At 63.1% G+C, this 22,890-nt stretch carries 24 protein-coding genes; 13 read left to right on the top strand and 11 right to left on the bottom strand.

All coding sequences use genetic code 11. The annotated features are described in order from the left end of the window. Positions 1 to 8 precede the first annotated feature (8 nt). From FFS37_RS05125 to FFS37_RS05110, 4 genes are all read right to left on the bottom strand, one after another. Positions 9 to 1,262, bottom strand: coding sequence for a L,D-transpeptidase family protein (locus tag FFS37_RS05125; RefSeq protein WP_137929865.1), 1,254 nt, complete (start codon positions 1,260 to 1,262; stop codon positions 9 to 11). Positions 1,263 to 1,594: 332 nt separating this feature from the next. Beyond that, on the bottom strand, positions 1,595 to 2,110 hold the full coding sequence (gene ldtR, locus FFS37_RS05120; protein WP_008875359.1) for a transcriptional regulator LdtR: 516 nt from the start codon (positions 2,108 to 2,110) through the stop codon (positions 1,595 to 1,597). A 238-nt stretch (positions 2,111 to 2,348) separates the two neighbouring features. Then, positions 2,349 to 2,771 (bottom strand): DUF6163 family protein, encoded by a 423-nt coding sequence (locus FFS37_RS05115; RefSeq protein WP_137929864.1) that lies wholly within the window; start codon positions 2,769 to 2,771, stop codon positions 2,349 to 2,351. Then, positions 2,768 to 3,811, bottom strand: coding sequence for an enoyl-CoA hydratase/isomerase family protein (locus FFS37_RS05110; protein WP_137929863.1), 1,044 nt, complete (start codon positions 3,809 to 3,811; stop codon positions 2,768 to 2,770). Before FFS37_RS05110 ends, FFS37_RS05115 begins: the two co-directional genes overlap by 4 nt. 186 nt (positions 3,812 to 3,997) lie before the next feature. Between FFS37_RS05110 and FFS37_RS05105 the strand changes: the two genes are divergently transcribed. The 3 genes from FFS37_RS05105 (at position 3,998) to FFS37_RS05095 (ending at position 6,807) form a co-directional block, all read left to right on the top strand. Continuing rightward, positions 3,998 to 4,825, top strand: a complete 828-nt coding sequence (locus FFS37_RS05105; protein WP_137930126.1) for a DUF2066 domain-containing protein — start codon at positions 3,998 to 4,000, stop codon at positions 4,823 to 4,825. 120 nt (positions 4,826 to 4,945) lie between these two features. Then, on the top strand, positions 4,946 to 5,977 hold the full coding sequence (hemB, locus tag FFS37_RS05100; RefSeq protein WP_137929862.1) for a porphobilinogen synthase: 1,032 nt from the start codon (positions 4,946 to 4,948) through the stop codon (positions 5,975 to 5,977). 182 nt (positions 5,978 to 6,159) lie between these two features. Continuing rightward, complete coding sequence (locus tag FFS37_RS05095; RefSeq protein ID WP_137929861.1) at positions 6,160 to 6,807, top strand: dihydrofolate reductase family protein; 648 nt, start codon at positions 6,160 to 6,162, stop codon at positions 6,805 to 6,807. A 197-nt stretch (positions 6,808 to 7,004) separates the two neighbouring features. Here FFS37_RS05095 and ppk2 read toward each other — a convergent pair whose 3' ends face one another. Further along, the gene (gene ppk2 / locus FFS37_RS05090) at positions 7,005 to 7,925 is read right to left on the bottom strand and encodes a polyphosphate kinase 2 (RefSeq protein WP_137929860.1); all 921 of its coding nucleotides are present in this window, start codon (positions 7,923 to 7,925) and stop codon (positions 7,005 to 7,007) included. 259 nt (positions 7,926 to 8,184) lie between these two features. Here ppk2 and FFS37_RS05085 point away from each other — a divergent pair, with 259 nt between their 5' ends. Beyond that, on the top strand, positions 8,185 to 9,228 hold the full coding sequence (locus FFS37_RS05085) for an aldo/keto reductase (RefSeq protein WP_137929859.1): 1,044 nt from the start codon (positions 8,185 to 8,187) through the stop codon (positions 9,226 to 9,228). 25 nt (positions 9,229 to 9,253) lie between these two features. Here FFS37_RS05085 and FFS37_RS05080 read toward each other — a convergent pair whose 3' ends face one another. Together FFS37_RS05080 and FFS37_RS05075 are read right to left on the bottom strand one after the other, a co-directional pair. Next, the gene (locus FFS37_RS05080) at positions 9,254 to 10,225 is read right to left on the bottom strand and encodes a glycosyl transferase family 90 (protein ID WP_137929858.1); all 972 of its coding nucleotides are present in this window, start codon (positions 10,223 to 10,225) and stop codon (positions 9,254 to 9,256) included. Between the two features lie 121 nt (positions 10,226 to 10,346). Next, on the bottom strand, positions 10,347 to 11,012 hold the full coding sequence (locus tag FFS37_RS05075) for a GntR family transcriptional regulator (RefSeq protein WP_137930125.1): 666 nt from the start codon (positions 11,010 to 11,012) through the stop codon (positions 10,347 to 10,349). A 117-nt stretch (positions 11,013 to 11,129) separates the two neighbouring features. On the opposite strand from FFS37_RS05075, the gene FFS37_RS05070 reads away from it, so the two are divergent. Next, positions 11,130 to 12,374, top strand: coding sequence for an MFS transporter (locus FFS37_RS05070; RefSeq protein WP_137929857.1), 1,245 nt, complete (start codon positions 11,130 to 11,132; stop codon positions 12,372 to 12,374). A gap of 39 nt (positions 12,375 to 12,413) precedes the next feature. Then, on the top strand, positions 12,414 to 12,776 hold the full coding sequence (locus FFS37_RS05065; protein ID WP_137929856.1) for a DUF423 domain-containing protein: 363 nt from the start codon (positions 12,414 to 12,416) through the stop codon (positions 12,774 to 12,776). Between the two features lie 4 nt (positions 12,777 to 12,780). Here FFS37_RS05065 and FFS37_RS35690 read toward each other — a convergent pair whose 3' ends face one another. Further along, on the bottom strand, positions 12,781 to 12,927 hold the full coding sequence (locus FFS37_RS35690; RefSeq protein ID WP_171026177.1) for a hypothetical protein: 147 nt from the start codon (positions 12,925 to 12,927) through the stop codon (positions 12,781 to 12,783). 62 nt (positions 12,928 to 12,989) lie between these two features. Then, on the bottom strand, positions 12,990 to 13,130 hold the full coding sequence (locus FFS37_RS35685) for a hypothetical protein (protein WP_171026176.1): 141 nt from the start codon (positions 13,128 to 13,130) through the stop codon (positions 12,990 to 12,992). A gap of 159 nt (positions 13,131 to 13,289) precedes the next feature. Between FFS37_RS35685 and FFS37_RS05060 the strand changes: the two genes are divergently transcribed. Beyond that, entirely contained in the window at positions 13,290 to 14,360 is a 1,071-nt protein-coding gene (locus FFS37_RS05060) for a LacI family DNA-binding transcriptional regulator (protein WP_232375580.1), read from the top strand. Positions 14,361 to 14,375: 15 nt separating this feature from the next. Here FFS37_RS05060 and FFS37_RS05055 read toward each other — a convergent pair whose 3' ends face one another. Beyond that, the gene (locus FFS37_RS05055) at positions 14,376 to 15,557 is read right to left on the bottom strand and encodes an OpgC family protein (protein ID WP_137929854.1); all 1,182 of its coding nucleotides are present in this window, start codon (positions 15,555 to 15,557) and stop codon (positions 14,376 to 14,378) included. A gap of 203 nt (positions 15,558 to 15,760) precedes the next feature. Between FFS37_RS05055 and FFS37_RS05050 the strand changes: the two genes are divergently transcribed. Continuing rightward, positions 15,761 to 16,429: an alpha/beta hydrolase gene (locus FFS37_RS05050; RefSeq protein ID WP_137929853.1), complete on the top strand. Its 669-nt coding sequence runs from the start codon at positions 15,761 to 15,763 to the stop codon at positions 16,427 to 16,429. Between the two features lie 24 nt (positions 16,430 to 16,453). Here FFS37_RS05050 and FFS37_RS05045 read toward each other — a convergent pair whose 3' ends face one another. After that, positions 16,454 to 17,071 (bottom strand): TetR/AcrR family transcriptional regulator C-terminal domain-containing protein, encoded by a 618-nt coding sequence (locus FFS37_RS05045; protein WP_137929852.1) that lies wholly within the window; start codon positions 17,069 to 17,071, stop codon positions 16,454 to 16,456. A 77-nt stretch (positions 17,072 to 17,148) separates the two neighbouring features. Between FFS37_RS05045 and FFS37_RS05040 the strand changes: the two genes are divergently transcribed. The 5 genes from FFS37_RS05040 (at position 17,149) to FFS37_RS05020 (ending at position 22,885) form a co-directional block, all read left to right on the top strand. Next, positions 17,149 to 18,345: a TCR/Tet family MFS transporter gene (locus FFS37_RS05040; RefSeq protein WP_408631429.1), complete on the top strand. Its 1,197-nt coding sequence runs from the start codon at positions 17,149 to 17,151 to the stop codon at positions 18,343 to 18,345. Positions 18,346 to 18,481: 136 nt separating this feature from the next. Further along, on the top strand, positions 18,482 to 19,561 hold the full coding sequence (locus tag FFS37_RS05035) for a toxic anion resistance protein (RefSeq protein WP_137929850.1): 1,080 nt from the start codon (positions 18,482 to 18,484) through the stop codon (positions 19,559 to 19,561). An 11-nt stretch (positions 19,562 to 19,572) separates the two neighbouring features. Further along, positions 19,573 to 21,144 (top strand): substrate-binding domain-containing protein, encoded by a 1,572-nt coding sequence (locus FFS37_RS05030; RefSeq protein WP_137929849.1) that lies wholly within the window; start codon positions 19,573 to 19,575, stop codon positions 21,142 to 21,144. Positions 21,145 to 21,158: 14 nt separating this feature from the next. Next, positions 21,159 to 21,776, top strand: coding sequence for a 5-bromo-4-chloroindolyl phosphate hydrolysis family protein (locus FFS37_RS05025; RefSeq protein WP_137929848.1), 618 nt, complete (start codon positions 21,159 to 21,161; stop codon positions 21,774 to 21,776). Continuing rightward, on the top strand, positions 21,776 to 22,885 hold the full coding sequence (locus tag FFS37_RS05020; protein ID WP_137929847.1) for a substrate-binding domain-containing protein: 1,110 nt from the start codon (positions 21,776 to 21,778) through the stop codon (positions 22,883 to 22,885). Before FFS37_RS05025 ends, FFS37_RS05020 begins: the two co-directional genes overlap by 1 nt. Positions 22,886 to 22,890 lie beyond the last annotated feature (5 nt).

Raw genomic sequence — 22,890 nt, 5'->3', positions numbered from 1 at the left:
TCAGAAGCTTAGAGCGAGGATGTGAGCTGCAGCTCGCTGGCCCCATCCAGCCCGTATATGTCGTCGCGGAACTGGACCACGCCGGGGCCCGTCGACCAGGCCGACAGATAGAGGAAATGCACCGGCACAGGATTGGTGACCTGGATCGGCGTGTTCTGGCCGGTCTTGATCGCTGCCTCGAAATGCTGGCGGTCCCAGCCGGGGGTGTCGCGCAGGATCCAGGTGACGAGATCGCGCACGTTCTGGACGCGCACGCAGCCCGAAGAGTCGAAGCGCATCATCTTGCCGAACAGGCTCTGCTGCGGCGTGTCGTGCATGTAGACGCCATCGGGGCTGGGGAAGTTGATCTTGACCGACGCCATGGCGTTCTCGGAGCCCGGATCCTGGCGGAAACGGTACTTGGCAGCATCGTCGGTCGACCAGTCGACGTTCATCGGGTCGACTTCGCTGCCATCGGGTGCAAACAGGCGGATATGGCTGTTCTTGAGATAGTTGGGATCCTTCCGCATCAGCGGAATGATGTCCTTGCGCACGATCGAGACCGGCGCGTTCCAGTACGGATTGACGATGATCTCGTTGATCTTGGAATTGACGATCGGCGTCTGGCGATCGATCTTGCCGACGATGGCAGTGTGGCGAAGCACGACACGGTCGTTCTCGACCGCCTCAACCTGAGCCGCCGGAATATCGACCAGGACATAGCGGCTGCCGAGCGAGCCGGCCTTTTCCTTCAACCGTTGCAGATTGGTCTGCAACTGGCCGAGCCTGATCTGCGCCGAAACGTTCATCGCGGCATAGGTGTACTTGCCCATCGAGCCATCAGCGGGCAGGCCGTGGCGCAGCTGGAAGCGCTTGACCGCCGAGTCCACATAGGAATCGAAGGCCGTGGAGATGCCAGCGTTCTGCGACAGGTCGCCCGCGATCATCAGACGCTTGCGCAACGGCACGACATCCGGGTCGTCGACGCCAAGCTGGAGCTTCTTGGTATCCGGCACCGGCTGCCAGCCGCCCTGCGCTGATATGTTCTGGTACTGGGCGACCGCCTGTTCGGTGAAAGCGACGGTCTGCGGGCTGAAGATCGGCAGCGTCGAGGCCACCTTGCCGCCCTCGCTGGCACGGGCGTCGAACTGGTCGTCCCAATTGCCGCGCGCCGAGGATTTCAGGATATCCCCAATGACATCCTGCGCGCTCGCGCGGCCGGCCACCATGGCAGCGGCGAGCATCGAGGCTCCGGAAAGGAAAAAGCGGCGGCTGGTTCTCATGGACGTTCCAGACATTCTTGTAGCATTGATCAAGGGGCAATACCGCCCGCACCTTAGAGTTGGCAATCTTAACAATTAGCCAACCATGTCCGTATCGGGTCGGCCACAAACGCTCGAGGCTCGGTACGGGTTCCCAGCGAAAACACGACTTTCGCCACGCTATCACCGGCATCCTCGGTTCCATTGGAATATGGCGGCAACGTGGCCTTGCGCCGGAATCGGCCCGGCCGGCGTCCTGAAAAGAAAAGGACCGATGCTTTTCGGCACCGGCCCTGACTGGAGGTCGCTGTGTTGCCACGCTTCTGCGGCGCGGCTTGTGTTCTTGAAAAGGATTACATCCGGTAGGCGATGGTGTCGTTCCAGAAGCGGTCGAGGCGCTGCAGGGCACGGTTCATCTGCTTGAATTCGTCGGTGTTGATGCCGCCGACCTGCTCGATCGAGCCGACATGGCGCTCATAGAGACCGGCGACGACTTCGGCCACCTCGTTGCCCTTCGGGGTCAGCGAGACGCGGACCGAACGGCGGTCGATGCGCGAACGCTGGTGGTTGATGAAGCCGAGATCGACCAGCTTCTTCAGATTGTAGGACACGTTCGAGCCGAGATAGTAGCCACGCGAGCGCAGCTCGCCCGCGGTCAGCTCCGAGTTGCCGATGTTGAACAGCAGCAGCGCCTGGATGGCATTGATGTCGGAGCGGCCGTTGCGGTCGAATTCGTCCTTGATCACATCGAGCAGGCGGCGGTGCAGCCGCTCGACCAGCTGAAGCGATTCCATGTACAGGGAACGGATTGCCTCGCGGCGATCGTCGGATACGTTTGCGGTCTTCGCCGCCGGACGCGAATTGATCATTGTCTTTGCCTCTCGTTTGTCGCCCTGGTGATTTTTTGTTTTTCACCTTGATCGCGACACTATCGAATACTCATAAAATTCGACTTAAACGCCAAGGCTAACAAGAGCTTACCGGTAAGAGGTTTCGGAAGACGCTTAACGAACGGTCACCCGAGCAAGGATCATTAACCTAAAGATTTAGGCAATGTTTTCCGGTCTGGATCGAGGCGGTTTCCGGACCGCCAATGTTCACAGGAGCTTAGGGCCGCACCGGGCGCTTCTGGAGGTGGATGACGACGCGGAAGACGATGTAGAGCAGCGCCACTGCCGCATGCGAGACGACGATGAGCAGGCGATGGCCGAAAAGCTCGGGAAAGCCGGCATACATCACCGTCTCGGTGACGGCGCAGATGAACCAGATAACCGGCCCCCAGGAGGCGAGCATCCACAGACCGGCCGCGGCGAAGGGGAAAAACACGGCGAGCATCACCGCCGCAACCTGCCAGTGCACCGGCATCAGGTCGAAGCGCCAGAGCGAGCCCGGATAGAAGCCGATCAGCTTGATCCAGTACAGGATGCCGAACAGCAGGCAGTAGCCTGATATGACGCGCTGGAACCAGGCGAAGATCACCTCGACCGTCGAGGGCTGCAGCACGATGCGCCTGGACGTCACCTCGCTCACAGTTCGAGCTCCCGATCACCGAGCGGGGCGAAGTAGGCATCGACATCCGTCTCGCTGACGGCATCGAGACCTGCCGGCCGCCATTGCGGCTTCGAGCCCTTGTCGATGATGGCCGCGCGGATGCCCTCGTAGAAATCGTGCCCTGCAAGCATGCGGTTCAGGATGCGGAACTCCATCCTCATGCATTCGCCCATCGACAGGGTCTGCCCGGCGCTGATCTGCCGCCAGGCGACGCGCAGGCTGGTCGGCGAGCGCATGCGGATGGTGGCCAGAGTCTTGGCCGCGAATTCGTCGCCGCCCGCCGCGCGTTCCAGGCTGTCGATGACATCCTGCAACGAGGCCTGTCCAAAATGGCGCGCGATCGCCTCCAGGGCCGGCCCATCGGTCTCTCGCATGGCGGGCACGAAGAAGCCGCGCAGCACCGATTCCGGATCGCCGGTCAGCACCAGCCGATCAAGGATGCCCGCCTGGTCCTCGGCCTTGACGGTGTGGGTGGCGAGCCCCGACCACAGGGCGTCGCCATAGCGGATGCGGTTGCCGGTCAGCGCCAGATACATGCCGAAAGATCCGCCGAGGTCCGGCAGCAGATGGCTGGCGCCGACGTCAGGGAAGAAGCCGATGCCGACCTCCGGCATGGCGAACTGGGCATTCTCGGTCATCACCCGGTGCGAGCCGTGAAACGAAATGCCGACGCCGCCGCCCATGACGATGCCGTCGATAAGCGCGACATAGGGCTTCCTGTACCCTGCGATGTAGGCGTTGAGACGATACTCGTCGGCGAAGAACTCGACCGGCGGCTTCCCCGCCTGGCCGGCTTCGTAGATGTGCATGATATCGCCGCCTGCCGAAAACGCCCTGCCCTCGGCTTTCACGACAACGACATCGACGCCATCGTCACGCTCCCAGGAACGCAGCGCCTTGGCCAGCGCCGTGACCATGCCATGGGTGACGGCATTGAGCGCCTGCGGCCGCGTCAGTGTGACGACGCCGGCCCTGCCCAACCGTTCGAAGCGAATTTCGTCGCCTCCGCCAAAATCCATCGCCAGAGAATCCCTTGCCCGCGCCTGCGGGAGGAGAAGTGCTAATGGCGGCGCATGGGTGCGTCAATGGCAGGAGCCTGCCCGTCCCGGTCTTGGCGGCCGGCGGCGGTCGATGCTACGAAGATCACGCCGTTGCATGCGATGCACCTATCCTGCGGCGCGGACGGCTTCGGGGGACAATCGGCCATGTCCGGATTTTTCCGTGCCATGCTCTTGACGATCGGGCTGATGATTGTTGGCCTTGCACCGGCGGTCGCCGTCACTACCGACGATCTCTATCGGTCGCAGACCATCGTGACCGGCCAGGGTGAGGTGAACCGCCAGATAGGCTTCAGGAACTGCCTGGACCGGGTTCTGGTCAGGGTTTCGGGCGATCGGCGACTGGTGAATAGACCAGAAATGGCTGAACTGCGCGACAAAGCCGGCAGCTTCGTCGATTCCTTCCGCTACCATGACCGACTGGAAGGGATCCCGATCCATGACGAGCAAGGCACGCACGACCGGCCGCATGATCTCACCTGCCTTTACAAGCCTGACGTGATCGACAAGGTGCTGGCTTCGCTCGGCAGCAGGCCCTGGCTTGGCGAACGGCCTACCCTGTCGATACTTCTGGCCGTGGAACGCGAGGGCCGTGGCTTCGTCCTCTCGAGTGATGGAGACGAAAGCCCTTACATGCGAGAATCGTTCGAGGCTGCTGCCCAGCCCATGGCGATGTCGATCCTCATTCCCGATAAGGCTACGCTCGGCAAGGGTGGCTTGATCTTCGAGGAAGTCAGGGCCATGGCCACCTCGCCTGAACTGCTGAGCAACGATGCAAGAACCCTTGGCGGCCGCCCCCTGCTTTTCGGGCACATCGGCTGGCGCGACAAGGACTTGGGCTGGACCGCGGACTGGTGGCTTGCAGTCGATGGCAAAACCTATGACTGGCAGGTGCGTGGTGTCAGCTTCGACGACGCGTTTCGGGTGGCCATCGCCGGCGCGGCACAGATTCTTTCCGGCAACGGCCAACCCTGACCGCGATATGCCCTCGGCTACATTTACCGGCGGATCGGCTATTGGAAAGCTGGCACAATCGTGTCGCATTGGTCCGGGGCGCGTCCGCGTGGTAAAAGCCGCCGACCTGGAGTTTAGGCCATGAACAAATTCACCCCCGCAAAGCCAGCCGGCGCCCGCAGCGTCGACGAAGTCACCGGCAGCCGCCGCCTGCGCCGCATGCGCAAGGCAGACTGGTCGCGCCGGCTCGTGCAGGAGAACCGGCTGACCGTCGACGACCTGATCTGGCCGATCTTCGTCGTCGAGGGCAAACAGGTGCGCGAGCCGATCGCCGCCATGCCGGGCGTCTTCCGCCTGTCGATCGATCTTGCCGTCAAGGAGGCCGAACGCGCCGCAAAACTCGGCATTCCGGCACTGGCCACCTTCCCCAATGTCGATCTGGCGCTGCGCGACCAGACCGGCTCGCACATCCTCGATCCGGACAACGTCATCAACCGCGCCACCCGCGCGATCAAGGACGCGGTGCCCGAGATCGGCATCATCACAGACGCCGCGCTCGACCCGTTCACCAGCCACGGCCATGACGGCATCCTGCGCGACGGCATCATCGTCAATGACGAAACTGTCGAGCAGGTCGCCGCGGCGGCCGTTATTCAGGCAGCGGCGGGCGCCGACATCATCGCGCCTTCCGACATGATGGACGGCCGTATAGGCGCCATCCGCGACGCACTCGACGCCAATGGTTTCCAGGACGTCGCGATCATGTCCTACGCAACCAAATTCGCCTCCGCCTTCTACGGTCCCTACCGCGAGGCGGTCGGCACGGCGGGGCTGCTCAAGGGCGACAAGAAGACCTACTACATCGACCACGCCAATTCCGACGAAGCGGTGCGCGAGGCCGAACAGGACATCGCCGAAGGCGCCGACATGCTGATGGTCAAGCCGGGCCTGCCCTATCTCGACATCATCCGGCGGCTGAAGGATGAATTCCAGATGCCGACCTTCGCCTACCAGGTGTCGGGCGAATATTCGATGATCAAGGCGGCCGGGGCCAATGGCTGGATCGATGGCGAAAAGGCGATGCTGGAATCGCTGCTCGCCTTCAAGCGCGCCGGTTGCGACGGCGTGCTCACCTATTTCGCGCCGGAAGTGGCTCAGATGCTGAAGGGGTGAGCTCATCCCCATCCCTGCCTGTGACCCTTCCCGCAGGCAGGGCCACCGGCACGGCTCCCCACGTCACCGTCAATATCTGGCAGGAGCCTTGCTCCCACGTTGGAAATCACGATTGTAATCCGCAGCCTGCTTGCTAAAATAAACTGCTTGCAAAATAAAATCAGGCTGACGAGGAAGACCCCGTGTCCAAACTGCGCGTGAACGCTTTCACCCTGTCGCTTGACGGCTACGGCGCCGGTCCCGGCCAAACCCTCGAGACCCCGCTCGGCGTCGGCGGCGAAAATTTGCACAAGTGGTTTGTCGGCACCCGCACCTTCCGCAAGATGGTGCTCGGGCAAGATGGCGGCACCACCGATACCGACGATGCGTTCGCAGCGCGCGGCTTCGAGAATGTCGGCGCCTGGATCCTGGGCCGCAACATGTTCGGGCCGGTCCGCGGCGTATGGCCCGACGAGAACTGGAAAGGCTGGTGGGGTGACAACCCGCCCTACCATGTCCCGACCTTCATACTCACGCACCACAAGCGCGCGCCGGTCGAGATGGAAGGCGGAACGACCTTCTATTTCGTCACCGAAGGCATCCATGCGGCGCTGGAACAGGCAAAGGCAGCGGCCGGCGGCAAGGATGTGCGGGTCGGCGGCGGTGTTTCGACCATCAGGCAGTATCTGCAGGAGAAACTCATCGACGAGATGCACCTGGCCGTCTCGCCGGTCCTGCTGGGTTCCGGCGAGCATCTGTTCGAAGGCCTCGACCTGCCGAAGCTCGGCTATCGCTGCACCGAGCAGGTGGCGACAGCCAATGCGACCCATGTGATGATCGGGCGGGGGTAATTACAGCTCTTTCTCCCCGTCGCTATACGGGGAGAAATGCCCGGCAGGGCAATGAGGGGCAGCACTGCCGTATGGAGATTGGCGACACGCTATCGGTGCTGCCCTGCCGGGTGTAATCAATCGTCAGCGTCGGCGACGCCCCTCATCCGCCCTTCGGGCACCTTCTCCCCGTGAAACGGGGAGAAGGAAGAAGGTGCTCAATACTTCTCCGGCACATACAGCTCGCGCGGCAGGACCTGGCGTTCGTATTGCGGATTGAAAACGCGCTCGGGCAGCGAAATTTCCTCATGCGGCACCTCCTCATAAGGCAATTGCTGCAGGAGGTGGTCGATGCAGTTCAGCCGCGCGCGCTTCTTGTCGTTGCCCTCGACGATGAACCAGGGTGCTTCCTGGATGTTGGTGCGGGCGAAGGTTTCTTCCTTGGCCTTGGTGTACTGTTCCCAGCGCACGCGCGACTGCAGGTCCATCGGCGACAACTTCCACTGCTTCATCGGATCGTGGATGCGCATCAGGAAGCGCATCTGCTGCTCCTCGTCGGTGATCGAGAACCAGTATTTCACCAGCGTGATTCCCGAGCGCACCAGCATGCGCTCGAACTCCGGCACGTCGTGGAAGAACTCCTCCACCTGATCGGGTCCGGCAAAACCCATCACCCGCTCGACGCCGGAGCGGTTGTACCAGGAGCGATCGAACAGGACGATCTCGCCCCCGGCCGGCAGATGGGGCACGTAGCGCTGGAAATACCATTGCGATTTCTCGCGCTCGGTCGGCGCCGGCAGCGCCACGACGCGGCAGATGCGGGGATTGAGCCGCTGGGTGATGCGCTTGATGACGCCGCCCTTGCCGGCTGAGTCACGGCCCTCGAAGACAACCACCAGCTTCTTCTTGTGGTGGGCGACCCAGGATTGCAGCTTGATGAGTTCGGACTGCAGCCGCAGCAACTCGCGGAAATAGGTCAGGCGCTCGATGGAGGGCGGGTGCGAGTTCTTGTAGATCTTGGCGATCTCCAGCGACAGCGCCGGCTCGGACAGTTCCAATTCATAATCCTCGTCGAGCGTGTCGGCGAGTTCGGCTTCCAGCCAGTCCTTGGCTGCTGAATTCGGTTTTAGTTCGTTCATCGTACTGCTCCGATGCATGCCGCCGTTTATCGACACAAGATACGCCCGGCACGAGCCGGAGCACACCTTAAGCCGACTGAGATACAGGGCCGCAATGACGGTTTTATTGCAAGCCATGCGCATGGGGGCACCTTCGACGTCAGCGAAACGGCGGAGATGGCGGGGCGACAAACGGATCGAATTGTCCTACAAATCTCCAACCGCATCCCTTGGACGCCCCTTCGTGGCGCCCGCTTCAACGCAATCGCGAGGATATGACATGGAATACCGCACGCTCGGCCGCTCAGGCTTGAAGGTTTCGACGCTGACCCTTGGTACCATGACCTTCGGCGGCGCCGGGCCGTTCGCCGCCGTCGGCAACAGCGACCTTGCCGAAGCCAGGCGGATGATCGACATGTGCATCGATGCCGGCATCAACCTCATCGACACCGCCAATGTCTACTCGAACGGCCTCTCGGAGGAGATCATCGGCGAAGCGCTCGGCGGCAAGCGCAAGAACGACGTGCTGATCGCCTCCAAGGCAAGGATGCGGATCGGCCACGGGCCGAACGACGAGGGCCTGTCGCGCCATCACCTGATCCGCGAGTGCGAGAGAAGCCTGAAGCGGCTGAAGACCGACGTCATCGACATCTACTTCGTCCACCAATGGGACGGCCTTACCCCGGTCGAAGAGACGATCGCCGCGCTCGACACTTTGGTCGGCCAGGGCAAGGTGCGCTACATCGGCTGCTCCAATTATTCCGGCTGGCAGGTGATGAAGGCGCTCGCGGTCAGCGACAGCCGCCACCAGCAGCGCTTCGTCACCCAACAGATCCATTACACGCTGGAAGCACGCGAGGCGGAATATGAGCTGTTGCCGATCTCAGTCGACCAGGGGCTCGGCGTTCTGGTCTGGAGCCCGCTTGCCGGCGGGTTGCTGTCGGGCAAATACCGCCGCGACAGCCCGACCGCGCGCCAGCTCGCCGGCTGGTCCGAACCGCCGATCCGCGACGAGGACCGTCTGTGGCGGATCGTCGACGTGCTGGTCGACATCGGCAGGGATCGTGGCGTGTCGGCGGCGCAGGTGGCGCTTGCGTGGCTGCTCGGCCGCCCCGCGGTCTCCTCGCTTGTCATCGGTGCCCGCAACGATGCCCAGCTCAAGGACAATCTGGCGGCCGCCACCCTGGAGCTCAGCCTGGACGAGCGCCAGCGTCTCGACGCGGTCAGCCGCCCGCCGCTGCTCTACCCCTACTGGCACCAGCAATTGACGGCGAAAGACCGCTTCGGCGCTGCCGACAAGGTTCTCGACCGCAGCGTCATCTGACCGGCAGCACCGGGCCGGGCGGGCCCTAACCTTCGATGAAGCGCCAGACCGCGGGATCTGGCTTTATCTGGCCGCTCAGCACGAAATATTTGTAGAGCACCAGAAACGATATCGCCCGTTCGGCGCCTTCATTGCCGAATGTGCGGCAATAGGCGTTCGCCGCCGCAACGATGCGCTCGGCCTCGGCCGGGCGCCGCTCGAAATAGGCGACCTTTTCGGCAAGATCGGAAAAGTCCGCCGAGAGCGGCACATAATGCACATTGGCCTCGAGCAGCCGCTCTGCAAACCATGTCTCGTATGTCGGCGGCGGCATCAGGCAGAGCGACTTCGAGGCCATGATCCATTTGAGATTGGTCGCGACGTCATTGCCTTCGAGCGAGACGATGTAGCGGTATTTCTGGTGCTGGCTGATGCTGAGAAAGGGCTTGCTGTATTCGGCCGGCGCATTGGGCTTGTGCGAGCCGGCGTCACAGAACGGCAGATCGCGCACGGCGTTGAGAAATCTCTTGCGGATCGGATTGTTGAGATCTCCCCGCCAGACCACCGACGGCAGTTTGTCGGCGAACCGGATGGCGTCGGCCGGCATCTGGAAGTGACGAAACTTGTCGAGCTTCATGATGACGGCGTTCTCGTCGCCGTCGCCGATCGGGCGGTCCTTCACGATCGTCGGCACCTTGGGCACTCTCATGACGTCGCCGAATTCCACGTCGATGAGCAGCCCGGGATCGAAGTAGCGGGCGAACTCCTTGAGATCGTAATAGTACATGGTCGGCGTGAAAGGCAGCTTGCTGACGCGCACCGCGCGGGCGCTCGGCGCGAAACCGTCAGAGAGCTTGTTGTAGTAGTTCAGCCGCCGGCGGGCCGCCTCGTCGGATAGCCTCGCCTTTTCGAGATGGGCGCCAAGCCTGGCACGAAACAATGCCTGGGGGGCGGCATCGCGAGCGAAATTTCTCGCATAATAGAAAACCCTTGCCGCCGTTCGCGCAATTGTGGCCATGGCTCACTTGATCAAAACAACCGGGCAGCTCTAGACGCCGGCGCCCCGGCGTCTCCTACACCATTGTGGCGCCCTTCTGGCAAGCCCCGGCGCGGTTGCCCGCTGTCAGCTCAAGGGAATGCTAGGCCGCGACGACAGCAAATCCCCTGGCGCGGAGCCCGCGACGGTCGTTGGCGAGCGACGTCACCAGCCGGTCGCGGCTGCCGACGATATGAGCTGAAAGCAGCCGGGCCGCGTCCTCGGCATTGCCAAGGCGTATCGCCGCCAATATGGCGCGATGTTCGGCCCAAGCGCGACCGAGGGCTGCTTCGTCGCGCACCTCCAGCCAGCGTGCGCGCGAAAGGCGGGTCATGGCATCGCGCACCGCGCGGAACAGGAATTCGTTTCCAGACAGGTGCGCCAGCTCGATGTGAAAATCCATGCCGACGCGGTGCCATTCCTCGCGCGGTGTGTTTTCGTCGCAGGAATCGAGCATCGCCTCGATGACGTCGACAGCGCTTGTATCGGCGCTTGAACATGTGAGCCGCACCGCCGCGACCTCGACCGCTTCGCGATAGACCGCGATCTGCTCCAACTCGGCGAGATTGATCGGCGACACCGTCCAGCCACGGCCGTCCCTGGCGACCAGCCCCTCGGTCTCCAGCCGCAGAAGTGCCGCCCTGACCGGCGTACGCGAGGCGCCGAAGCGGCCTTCGATCCAGCGCTCAGTCAGTTTCTCCCCCGGACCGACCTCAAGCCCCAGGATCATTTCGCGCAACTGCCGTTCGACATTCTGCATCTGCGACATCGCGCTGCCCTTTTGCGAAGCCGCATTGACAGCGGCGAGGTTGAAGTTCATGACGGATACCGGCTTGGTATCCCAAAATGGTATACGCGACAAGTGCCGACATCGAGCAGGCAGGACATGACACAGGAAGACACGCATCAGAGCGGCTACAACATCCATTGGCGGCGCAACCTGGCCGTCTGCTTCGCCGGTTCGTTCAGCACGCTCATCGCCATGACCCTGCTGCTGCCCTTCCTGCCGCTCTATGTCGAGCAGTTGGGTGTGAAGGGGCATGCGGCGATCGTCCAATGGTCGGGCATCGCCTATGGCGCGGCTTTTTTCGCGGCCGGGCTGGTGGCGCCCCTGTGGGGACGGCTTGGCGACCTTTACGGCCGCAAGCTGATGCTGATTCGCGCCTCGTTCGGCATGGCGGTGTGCGTTTCATTGATGGGCATGGTGCAGGATGTGTGGCAACTGGCGGCGCTGCGCCTGCTGATCGGACTGGCCGGTGGCTACTCGTCCGGCTCCACCATTCTCGTCGCCATGCAGACGCCAAAGAATCGCTCCGGCTGGGCGCTGGGCGTGCTCTCCGCGGGCATCATGGCCGGCAACCTCGTCGGCCCTCTGATCGGAGGCGCCTTGCCGCCGCTGATCGGCATCCGCGCCACCTTTCTTTCGGCCGGCGGCGTCATCTTTCTTGCCTTCCTGGCCACGACCTTCCTCATCAAGGAGGAGCACCGCAAACCCGCCAAGGTGGAAGGGAAGCGCGCCAGCGCATTCTCCCTCATCCCCGACAAGCGCCCTGTTATCGCGATGCTGGTCACCGGGATCCTGCTGATGGTCGCCAACATGTCCATCGAACCGATAATCACGGTCTACGTGGCGCAGATCATCGACGATCAAAGCCGGATCACGCTGATCTCGGGTTTCGTGATGTCCGCGACGGCTCTCGGTACGATCCTGTCGGCACCGCGCCTTGGCAAGCTGGCCGATCGGATTGGACACTGGAACGTCATCATCGGCGCGCTGTCCGTCTCGGCACTGCTTTTGATCCCACAGGCCTTCGTCACGCAGGGCTGGCAGTTGATAGCGTTGCGCTTCCTGATGGGGCTCGCCTTGGGGGGATTGCTGCCCTGTATCACCAGCGTCATCAGGCACAATATCCCCGACGGTGTGGGCGGAAATGTGCTGGGACTTTCGGTCTCGGCCCAGTACATCGGCCAGGTGGCGGGGTCCGTGGCCGGCGGCTTCATCGGCGGCCATTTCGGCATGCAGGCGGTGTTTTTGGGAACATCCGTGCTGATGGCGCTCGGCGCCGTCTACAACTGGGTTGTCCAGTCGCGGCGGGCACGGCATATGGTGGCGGCAGCGGGCGAGTCCTGACAGGCTCGTCCTGCCCGGCCAAGAAGGAGCACGTCAACCATGACCCTCGTCGATCCAGGCAGCCGTATCCTCGTGCTCGCGGGCGGCCTTGTCGGTGCGGCGGGCGTGGCGCTGTCGGCGGTCGCTGCACACCGCGGCGGCGCCTTCACCGGCACAGCGGCATCGTTCCTCTTGATGCACGCGCCGGTTTTCCTCGTCATCGGCCTTCTCGCCTCAAACCGGTTCCTGCGGATCGCCGGCTTTCTCCTGCTCGCCGGCCTGCTGCTGTTCGCGGGCGATCTTCTGGCCCGTGATTTCCTTGGTTCGAGACTGTTTCCGATGTCGGCGCCGATTGGCGGCACGCTGCTTATCGCCGGCTGGTTGGCGATAGCGGGGTGTGCTTTCGCGCGCGCCGACCGCTGACGCGTCAGCCTGCCCGGCGCGCGCGCCGGAAAAGCAACGCGCGCGGGCGCATGGCCTGCGCCTTCGGCCGGCCTTCCAGCCGGTCGGAGGCCTGCGAGATACCCCAATAGTTGCGGTAAATGTCCTCGAACAGATGATTGACGGGATGCATGGCCGTAGCCCTCTTCAAGTCAAGATTGAACCGATCCAGACAATGAGCAAAAAGGCAGCCGATCAGGCGCGCCAGCGCTCCACCAGAAATCGCAGTTCACGAACCCATGGCGTGGATCGGCTGCGCCTGCGTCTCGCCTTCTCCAGGCTGACGCCCCAGTCACCGCGATAGATGTCTTCGAACAGGTAGTTGACGGGATGCATGAGCTTGCTGCCTTGGTCTCAGGTATTGGATCGATTCAACGATACGCTCGAATCCTTTTGTGTCAAGCAAATTCTTGAATCGATCCAACGATGGGTTAGCATCGTCCCGTCACCTATGTTAGACAGCATCAGGATCGAGCAAGGCAGACGAGGCATATATTGGATCGAAGCACCAGACCGGTCAGACTGGCTGACGTCGCCAAGGCGGCGGGCGTGTCGCACGGCACGGCATCGAATGTCTTCAGCCATCCCGAAATCGTACGCGAGGAGGTGCGCGAGCGCGTCAAGGCGACCGCCGAGGCGATGGGCTACGCCGGACCGGACCCCAAGGGCCGGCTGTTGCGCGCCGGCAAGGTGAATGCCATCGGCGTCGCCACCAACGAGCCATTGTCGTATTTCTTCGACGACCCCTTCGCGCGGGTGATGATGGCCAGCATCTCGCAGGCCTGCGATGCGACTGGCGCTGGGATTTCGCTGGTTTCAGCGGCCAACAGCGAACATCTCGCCTGGAACATCCAGAGCGCGCTGGTCGACGGCTTCATCGTGTTCTGCATCGAAGGCGATTCGCGGCTGGTCGAACTGGCGCGCGAGCGCAAACTGCCTTTCGTGGCGCTGGATCTCGATTCCGAAAATCAGAGCGTGGCGGCGATCGGTGTCGACAACATCGCCGGCGCCGGCCTTGCGGCGCGGCATCTGGCAGAATTCGGCCATCGCCGCTTCGCCGTGCTCACCCTGCCCTGTGCTGAAGGCGGCTTCGGCCCCATCACCCAGGCGCAGGCAGAGACTTCCCTTTATGCAGGTACGCGCGACCGCCTGCGCGGCTACTTCGCCGAACTTTCCCGCTTCGACATCGACGTTTCGAAGGTGCCTATCTATGAGACGGTGAACGACCAGGAAAGCGTTTGGGCGGGCCTGGACCATTTTTTCGCGAGCTCCGAGACCCCGACCGCCATATTGGCCATGTCCGACAAGATGGCGCTGCATGCGCTCGACTGGATGCGCCAGCATGACATTGCCGTGCCGGGCGACGTCTCGGTGGTGGGATTCGACGGCGTTCCGGAAGGCGCGACGTCCAAGCCGCCGCTCACAACCGTGGCCCAGCCGATCGCCGAAATGGGCCGCCGCGCCGTCAAGGCGATCCTGGAAAACGAGGGAACCTCCAGCCGTCAACTGATGCCGGTCGACCTCGTGGTGCGAGCCTCGTCGGGCCCCGCTCCCACGCGATCCTGAGCCGCGGGCCTCTCGTTACCGGTTGGTGCCGGCGGCCATCGAACCGACATTGAATGTCTCGCGAACCGCAGGCACGCCGGCACGGACCGGCTTGCCTTTGGCGGAACCGCCGATGCCGGACAGCCATTCAAGATAGAAGGCAAGGGCAAACTGCATGGCAATGCCGGCTGAAAGCAGCAGGCCGTCATAGACAAGCCCGCCCGGATTGATCAGCTTCATCACCTGGGCGACCATGGCAAGCACCGTGCCGGCGATGAAGACCGGCAGGGAACGCTTGCCCAATATCGCCAACGGATGATCGGGACTGGTCCGGAAGAGGTTGGAAAGCGTCGGCAAGGCGACGATCAGATAACTCACCGCCAGTATGTGCAGCAGGCGCGGCAGCGACAGGAAAGTCTTGTCGAAGCCGCCTATCACCACCGGCAGGTTGAACCAGGTGATCTGTCCCCAGAGCGGGCTGTGCACCCAGGCGAGCGCGGTCAGCACGTACGCCGCCGCGGCGCCGACAAGCCAGCGATTGACCGGAATGGTCCCGCCGCGTCTGACATGCAGCATGGCGGCGACGCCGATGTTGAACAGGAACTGCCAGGAGAGCGGGTTGAGAAACCAGAATCCGGGCTCGGGATAGTTGGGCGGGGCGATCTGCCAAATGCCCGCGATGAGCCATAGTGCGCCCGACGCGACCAGAGCCATGACAGGCCGGTAGCTGATGAACAGCACGAAAGCCGGCGCCATCAGAAGCAGTGCGGCATAGACCGGCAGGATGTTGTTGTAGCCAAGCTGATGGCCGAGCGTGACGATACCGACCAGAACCTCCGGCGTGTTCTTCATCAGCGGCTCGATGTTGATCATCGTCAGCAGTTCGGGCCGCCTTGCAAACACCGCCACGGCGCAGAATATCGCCATCACCGCCATCGTCGTGACGATGTGGGCGGCGTAGAGCACACTTGCCCGCCGCCACATCTTGAGGGTGGCGAAAAGGCGACCGCCCGGCTGGAATTTCGTTCCATAGGCGAGCGCGACGGCAATCCCCGATATGAGGACGAACGCCTCGGCCGCGTCCGAAAAGCCGAAATTCTTGTAGGTCAGGGTTTCGAAAGCCGTGCCCGGCACATGGTCGACGAAAATGGTGAGCAGCGCGAGCGCGCGCAAAACATCGATACGCGTATCGCGTCCGGGCGGAACAGGGGTAGTCATCGACAAAAGGCCTCAAAGCTGGTTGTTCATGTCCAGCAATGCGACCCCCGGGGCGCACCGCTTCGATTCCTCCCACGCGGAGTATATCGGCGCTTAAACGGGCAGGAATGCGCCTGGTTCAATCAACTTTCGCGGAGCAAGAAAATATTGCGTTTTGAAGCCGGCAAATTGAGCGGAACCTTATATAATCAAGGGGATACGATATGATCGATGCCGACGTTGAAAACGCTCCGGTGCGCATGGATCTTGCATTCCCCTATCGCCTTCTGGACGCCGGCAAACATGGGAGAGAATGCCTTTTTCTGCTCCACGGATCGGGCGTCGATGAGTCCACGCTGGTGCCGCTGGCAAGACGGATCGTACCTGGCGCCGTGCTGATCGCGGCGCGTGGCCGAATCCGCCAAGAGGACGGATTTCGCTGGTTCGAACGCATAACCCCAACGCGGTTCGACCAGGAAAGCATCCTTGCCGAGACGGCAGCCTTTGCGACATTTGCCGGCGAGGTCGCGAGGTGCCACGGGCTTGATCTCGCGCACGCGACATTTCTGGGTTATTCGAACGGCGCCAACCTGGTTTCCAGCCTGATGCTGCTCCATCCGGGTCTTGTGCGCCAGGCGGCGCTGCTGAGGCCCATGCCGGTGCTCGACAACGTGCCGGCGACGCGGCTTGGCGGAACGCGCACGCTGATCATTGCCGGGTCAGCCGACGAGACCTACGGACCTTTCGCGGCGCCGCTGGTGACGCTGCTCAACCGGCACGGCAGTGAGATCGACGCCCGGATTGTTCCGTCGGGCCATGAAATCGGCGATCCCGACGCCGCTATCGTCAGGCAATGGATGGCTGCATCGCCAGCGTCGGCAACGGCAATCTGACGGGCAAGCAGCGAGAGGCCGCCCTCAGGGCCCGCTTACCCGGGCTTCCGCCCCCGCGATCATCAGGGCAAGTCCGCTTTCGAACAGCGCTTCATGTCCGCCGGCGCGATAATGGACCAGTGCCCGCGACAATAGCGGGTAAGTCCGCGCCGCGGCATCCAGCGCTTCGCCCCGCCCTGAGCCCGGCGAATATTCGGCTTGTTCCTCCATCACGCAGCCGACCGTGTAGCGCCCGATCGTCATCAGCAATTCCATGGCGGGGACAGCGGGGAGCCCCTCGCCTTGCAAAAATTCCAGCAACCCTTCGAAATGCTCGAGGTCTCCGGGATCCGCTTCCGTTCCGGCGTGGACTCGCGCACCGTCGCGATAGGCGGTCAGGGCGCCCCTGAAGCTGCGCGCATTCCTGCGCACGAAATCCTGCCAGGTCTCGCCCGGCCCCGGGGTTCGATGGCGATGGCCGCGCCGCAGCATTTCCTCGTTCATCGCATCGAGCAACGCACGCTTGTTCTTGAAATGCCAGTAGAGCGCCGGCTGCTGGACTTTCAGCCGCTGCGCCAGAAGGCGGGTCGACAGCGCATCGATGCCGACCTCGTTGAGCAAAACCAGCGCCTCGTCGACGATCCGCGGCTTGTCCAGTTTCATGCCAACCCTCTCTTGCCGTCCCAATTTATCAGTGATAAAGGCAGCGCCTTATCGATGATAAATTGTAGGAAAGAACGCTGGCGATGAAAAGAGCCTATCTCATCGTGCTGATGGCCATGGCATTGGATGCCGCCGGCGTCGGACTGGTCATGCCGGTCTTGCCGGGACTGCTGCGGGACGTTGGCCATATCGAAGACATCGGCTGGATATTCGGCGCGTTTCTGTCCGCCTTTGCGGCGATGCAGGTGCTGTTTTCGCCGCTGCTTGGCGCCTTGTCGGATCGGTATGGCCGCCGTCCCGTGCTGCTTGTCTCGCTAGCCGGATCGACGATCGACTATCTCTTCATGGCCTTCGCGCCGTCGCTGCCGCTGCTGTTCATCGGCCGGTTGATCGCGGGTATTACCGGCGCGAGCATGGCGGTGGCTTCCGCCTACATGGCCGACATCAACGGCGAGGACCGGCGCGCCCGCGCCTTCGGCCATCTGAGTGCCGCCTACGGTGTCGGTTTCATCGCCGGCCCGGCGCTCGGCGGGCTGCTCGGCGACATCTGGCTGCGGGCGCCCTTCCTGGCAGCGGCCGCCCTTAGCGGCCTGAATCTGGTGCTGGCCTTCTTCCTGCTGCCGGAGCCGAAGCGAGGCGAAGAAGGTGGTGAGTTGCCTTCCTTGAACCCGCTCGCGCCGTTGCGCTGGGCTCTCACCTTTCCAGCGATCCTGCCGCTGCTCGGCGCTTTCGCCGTGCTTGGCCTCGTCGGCCAGGTCGGCGGAACGATCTGGGTGCTCTACGTGCAGGACAAGTTCAACTGGGATCTTTTCACCGTCGGTGTCTCGCTGGCCCTGTTCGGCCTCTTTCATGCCGGCGCCCAGGGCTTCGTCGCCGGACCGATCGCGGAACGCTACGGCGAAAGACGGACGCTGATCATCGCGGTTTTGGCCGACAGCATGGCCTATGTTTCGATCGCGCTGGCCGGACAAGGCTGGGTGGCATTCGCGCTGTTGCCGCTGTTCTGCCTCGGCGGCATCGGTGCCCCGGCCCTACAGTCGCTGTTGACGTCACGCGTCGGCGCCGACCATCAGGGACGGTTGCAGGGTGTGCTCACCAGCGTGATCAGCCTGGTCTCGGTGTTCGGCCCGCTCGTCATCACCACGCTCTACTTTCGCACCCGCGCGGTCTTTCCCGGGACGGCATGGATCGCGGGTGCGGCGCTCTACATGCTCTGCTTGCCCTTGCTGCTCAGAGCCGGACCTTCCATGGCCAAGCAAGAGCCCGCCCTCTAAGCATTTCTTGGGTGCAGGGCATGAAACCGAGGTGTTTTCCGCTCGAAAGCGGCGGCGGACTTCCGTTGTCCACAGCAGCGACATACCTCTGTTACATACTGGCTATGGAGATACTGTTCGCTAGGGAGAGGTCCGCATGGCCGACAAGAACAGCGTCATTCTGCTCGACGACACGTCGCAATTGCCTGTCATCGCGGCCAATCCGGCCGAAATCGCCCGCATCGAGGGAAGCATCGATGTGCGCGACCGCGCCGCCATTTCGGTGTTCGGCGACCGCGCTCAGCAGGCCGTCAGCGATTATGCCGACAAGATCCTCGCGCAGTTGCGCAACCGCGACCTGGGCGATACCGGCGATCTCCTGACCGACATCATCATGAAGGCCAGGAACCTGGACCCGGCCTCGCTCAAGGACCAGGGTTTTCTCAGCAGCCTCTTTTCCTCGTTCAAGGCCCGCCTCGAGCGGTTCAAGGAGAAGTACGAGGACGTCGCGGGGCAGATCGATCGCATCGGTCTGGAACTCGACCGCCACAAGGACACGCTGCGGCGCGACATCGCCGTGCTCGATGACCTGCACGAGCAGACCAAGGGTTCCATCCTCAAGCTCGATGCCTATGTGCAGGCCGGCAAGAAATTCGTCGACGACTACCGCGCCAATGAACTGCCCAAGCTGAAGGCGGCGGCTGAATCTGCCGGGGGCGACGCCGGCGGCACGCTCGAGGCGCAAACCTATCAGGACGCAGTGCAGGCGCTCGACCGGCTGGAGAAGCGCGTCTTCTACCTGGTGCAGGCGCGCCAGCTCGGCATCCAGCAATTGCCGCAGATCCGCATCGTCCAATCCGGCGACGAGACCTTGATCGAGAATTTGCAGGCGACCTCGGCGCTAACCGTACCGGCCTGGAAGCAGAAAATGGTCATCCTGCTCGGCCTGACCAACCAGAAATCGGCGCTCGAACTGCAAAAGACAGTGACCGACGCCACCAACGAGATGATCCGCCAGACCTCCAAGATGATGAAAGACCAGGCAATCTCGATCGAAGAGCAGGCGCAGCGCGGCATCGTCGACGTCGAGACACTGGCGCAGGCCAACCGCGATCTGATCGACACGGTGCAAGGCGTGCTGAAGGTCCAGCAGGAGGGCCGCCAGAAGCGGGCCGACGCCGAAAAGCAGATGGACCAGATGACGCTCGATCTGAAGAAAGCGCTGACTCAAGGCTGATCGGAACCGCCATGCCGAAGACGCTGACGTCCGTCCTGCTGCTGATCTTCTCGGCGCTGCTTGCCGCCTGCAATTCGAGCCACGTGAACTTCTCGATCGTTTCCGGTTCCGAGAACACGGTGTTGGAACCGATCGTGCAGGAATTCTGCGCCAAGCAGGGCGCGACCTGCACTTTTGCCTATGAAGGCTCGCTCGACATCGGGCTCGGGCTGCAGCGGCCCGCCGGGCTCGACCAGGACGCGGTCTGGCCTGCCTCGAGCGTGTGGGTCGATCTTTTCGACACCGGCCGCAAGGTGCGCAACCTCACCTCGATCGCGCAGATGCCCGTCATTCTGGGCGTGCGCAAATCGAAGGCCGCGGAGCTCGGCTGGATCGGCAAGCGGGTCTTCATGAAGGACATCCTGGCCGCCGTGAAGGACGGCAAGCTCAAATTCCTGATGACCTCGGCCACGCAGTCCAATTCCGGCGCCAGCGCCTATCTCGCCATGCTGTCGAGCGCGCTCGGCGGCAAGGAGGTGATCGAGCCCGGCGATCTCGACAATGCGAATGTGCGTGAAACGGTGAGTGCCCTGCTGCAAGGCGTGGAGCGTTCCTCCGGCTCGTCGGGCTGGCTCGCCGACCTTTATGTCGACAGTGCAAGCAAGGGCACCGACTACGATGCTATGTGGAACTATGAGGCGACGCTGAAGGAGACCAACGACAAACTGAAGCAGATGGGCAAGGAGCCGCTCTATGCCATCTATCCGGCCGATGGCGTCGCGGTCGGCGATTCTCCTCTCGGCTTCATCGACCATGGACGCGGCCCGGACGTCGAAAAGTTCTTCACCGATCTGCTCGCCTATCTGCAGTCGGACGCGGTGCGCAAGCGCATCGCCGACACGGGCCGCCGGCTGCCGCTTGGCGGCGAGGCCGTCCAGGCCGCGGCCGAGCCCGACTGGAATTTCGACCCGGGCAGGCTGGTGACCTCGATCCGCATGCCGGAGCCGGCGGTGATCCGCAAGGCGCTTGATCTCTATCAGGAGGCCCTGCGCAAACCGTCGCTGACGGCACTGTGCTTCGACTTCTCCGGCTCGATGGAGGATAAGGGCGAGAAGCAATTGCAGGCCGCCGCCCAACTTCTGTTCACGCCGGAAAAGGCCAGCGAAGTGCTGGTACAATGGACGCCGTCCGACCGCATCTTCGTGCTGCCGTTCGACGGTGCGGTGCGCGGCAGTTTCGAAGCGGCCGGCGATGCCGGCGGGCAAGCCAGGCTGCTGGCAGCCGTGGCCGAGCAGCATGCCGGCGGCGGCACCGACATGTATGCCTGCGCCCAGCAGGCGCTGCAGCAGATCACCGCCACCCCGGACCTGCCGAAATATCTGCCGGCGATCATCATCATGACCGACGGCCGCACAGACGGGAGCGCCGACCAGTTCCTCCAGCAATGGCGCGCCGCCCCGGTGCGCGTGCCGGTGTTCGGCATCACTTTCGGCGATGCAGACAAGAGCCAGCTCGACAGCCTTGCCAAGGCGACTTCGGCGCGGATATTCGATGGCAGCGGCGATCTTGCAGGCGCCTTCCGCGCCGCCCGCGGCTACAACTGAGATGCGCGGCTAGCATGCGTGGCTTGTTCGGCAACGACTGGAACTGGATCGCGGCGGGCCTGGTCTCGGCAGCGCTCCTGATCGGTTTGAGTTTTCTCACGCATTTTCCGTTCCTGGTGTCGGCGATCATCGCGGCGCTTGTCTTTGCCGGACTGGTCTTCGTGCTGGCGCCGCGCCAATTGTTCGAAGGCCTCGACCTCGGCTCGATCAGCGGCAGCCGGGTGGCGTTCGCGCGCGAACTGCTGGCGCAGGCGCAGCCGGCGGCGGACCGCCTCGCCGCCGCGGCCCGGGGGATCTCCGACAAGGACATGGCAGCCAAGGTCAAGAACCTGTCCGACATCGCCGCCGATGTGATCGCCAGGGTCGAGGCCAAGCCCGAAACCGCCCCTTCCGTGCGGCGCTTTCTCACCTATTATGTGCCGCAAGCGGCGGAAGTGGCCGAAGGCTATGCGACGCTGGCGAATCGGCGCGCGCCAAGCCAGGCGCGACTGGCCAATGTCGGCTCGGTGATCGCCAAGCTGCAGGACGCCTTCGTGCACTATGCAGACAGCCTGGCTGATACCGAACTTGGCACGCTCGACGTTGACCTGCGGCTCATCCAGGAGTCGCTGAAAGAGGATATCGGTCGCTGATGGCCATTTCGCGCCGCGCTTTTGGACTGGGTCTGCTGGGTGCCGCCGCGGCGGGGACCGGTGGCTATCTGGCGCTCAAGGATCGCCCGGAATTCCGTGGCTATCTCGGCAACAAGGCGCATCTTTTCGGCTTCATCGGCGGGGAGAAGCAGGCTTTTCTGGCCGATCCGGATGTCGTCCATGCCCTGGGAGGCTACGGGCTGGAGCTCGATGCGCGCGTCGCCGGTTCAGTCGAGATGGTGCGCGAGCCGGCTTTGCTGACCCAGAAACCGCAATTCCTGTGGCCGTCCTCCTCGATCATGGTCGACCTTGCCCGCAAGAGCGGGGTGGCGATCCGCAACGACCAGGTGGTGCTGAACTCGCCGATCGTCGTCTATACCTGGGGGCCCGTGGTGGAAGGCCTCAAGAAGAGCGGACTGGTCACGGTCGCCGCCAAGGGTGGCTACAACCAGCTCGATCTCAAGGCATTGCTCGATGCTATTGTAGCCGGCAAAAACTGGTCCGATCTCGGTATTGACGAGCTTTACGGCCGGGCACGGATCGTCTCGACCGATCCCAATCGCTCCAACTCCGGCTTCATGTTCGCCGGCCTGGTGCTGAGCCTGATGAGCGGCGACGTGGCGACGCAGGAATTGCTCACCCAACATGGCGACCAGGCCAAGGCGATCTTCCGCGGCATGGGACTGAAGTCGTCTTCGTCGGGAAAGCTGTTCGACCAGTACATTGCGGGCGGCCTCGGCGCCGAGCCGATGGTGGTCGGCTACGAAAACCAGCTTGTCGAATGGGCGCTCGCCGACCCGGCGCGCTGGCAACGGGTGCAGGCCGGCATGGGCGCCAAGCCCGAAATCCTTTATCCCCGGCCGACCGTGTATTCAGCCCATCCGCTGATCGTCATCGATCCGGCCGTCGATAGGCTGCTGGAGGCGCTGACCAGCCCGAAGCTGCAGGAGCTCGCCTGGTCCAAACACGGTTTTCGCGGGCCGCTCGGCACCGTCGCAGACGGAGCCGATACGGCGATTGCCGGTGTGAGGCCGGCGGAGATCGAAGCAGTGCTGCCGATGCCTTCTGCCGATGTGATGCTGGCGCTGCTGGCCCAGATGGAAGGATGAGCGTC

The sequence above is a fragment of the Mesorhizobium comanense genome (assembly GCF_005503535.1).
Lineage (GTDB): Bacteria > Pseudomonadota > Alphaproteobacteria > Rhizobiales > Rhizobiaceae > Mesorhizobium > Mesorhizobium comanense.
The sequence above is the reverse complement of the archived record's forward strand: the minus strand, read 5'-3'. Positions and strand labels throughout refer to the sequence as shown.

Bases quoted from the DNA above. Each gene is read 5' to 3' on its own strand.
- FFS37_RS05050 (WP_137929853.1), top strand. From the start codon at position 15,761: ATGATCGATGCCGACGTTGAAAACGCTCCGGTGCGCATGGATCTTGCA.
- FFS37_RS05045 (WP_137929852.1), bottom strand. From the start codon at position 17,071: ATGAAACTGGACAAGCCGCGGATCGTCGACGAGGCGCTGGTTTTGCTC.
- FFS37_RS05105 (WP_137930126.1), top strand. From the start codon at position 3,998: ATGTCCGGATTTTTCCGTGCCATGCTCTTGACGATCGGGCTGATGATT.
- FFS37_RS05110 (WP_137929863.1), bottom strand. From the start codon at position 3,811: ATGGATTTTGGCGGAGGCGACGAAATTCGCTTCGAACGGTTGGGCAGG.
- ldtR (WP_008875359.1), bottom strand. From the start codon at position 2,110: ATGATCAATTCGCGTCCGGCGGCGAAGACCGCAAACGTATCCGACGAT.
- FFS37_RS05020 (WP_137929847.1), top strand. From the start codon at position 21,776: ATGGCCATTTCGCGCCGCGCTTTTGGACTGGGTCTGCTGGGTGCCGCC.
- FFS37_RS05070 (WP_137929857.1), top strand. From the start codon at position 11,130: ATGACACAGGAAGACACGCATCAGAGCGGCTACAACATCCATTGGCGG.
- FFS37_RS05125 (WP_137929865.1), bottom strand. From the start codon at position 1,262: ATGAGAACCAGCCGCCGCTTTTTCCTTTCCGGAGCCTCGATGCTCGCC.
- hemB (WP_137929862.1), top strand. From the start codon at position 4,946: ATGAACAAATTCACCCCCGCAAAGCCAGCCGGCGCCCGCAGCGTCGAC.
- FFS37_RS05075 (WP_137930125.1), bottom strand. From the start codon at position 11,012: ATGTCGCAGATGCAGAATGTCGAACGGCAGTTGCGCGAAATGATCCTG.
- FFS37_RS05065 (WP_137929856.1), top strand. From the start codon at position 12,414: ATGACCCTCGTCGATCCAGGCAGCCGTATCCTCGTGCTCGCGGGCGGC.
- FFS37_RS05080 (WP_137929858.1), bottom strand. From the start codon at position 10,225: ATGGCCACAATTGCGCGAACGGCGGCAAGGGTTTTCTATTATGCGAGA.
- FFS37_RS35690 (WP_171026177.1), bottom strand. From the start codon at position 12,927: ATGCATCCCGTCAATCATCTGTTCGAGGACATTTACCGCAACTATTGG.
- FFS37_RS05055 (WP_137929854.1), bottom strand. From the start codon at position 15,557: ATGACTACCCCTGTTCCGCCCGGACGCGATACGCGTATCGATGTTTTG.
- FFS37_RS35685 (WP_171026176.1), bottom strand. From the start codon at position 13,130: ATGCATCCCGTCAACTACCTGTTCGAAGACATCTATCGCGGTGACTGG.
- FFS37_RS05085 (WP_137929859.1), top strand. From the start codon at position 8,185: ATGGAATACCGCACGCTCGGCCGCTCAGGCTTGAAGGTTTCGACGCTG.
- FFS37_RS05030 (WP_137929849.1), top strand. From the start codon at position 19,573: ATGCCGAAGACGCTGACGTCCGTCCTGCTGCTGATCTTCTCGGCGCTG.
- FFS37_RS05025 (WP_137929848.1), top strand. From the start codon at position 21,159: ATGCGTGGCTTGTTCGGCAACGACTGGAACTGGATCGCGGCGGGCCTG.
- FFS37_RS05035 (WP_137929850.1), top strand. From the start codon at position 18,482: ATGGCCGACAAGAACAGCGTCATTCTGCTCGACGACACGTCGCAATTG.
- ppk2 (WP_137929860.1), bottom strand. From the start codon at position 7,925: ATGAACGAACTAAAACCGAATTCAGCAGCCAAGGACTGGCTGGAAGCC.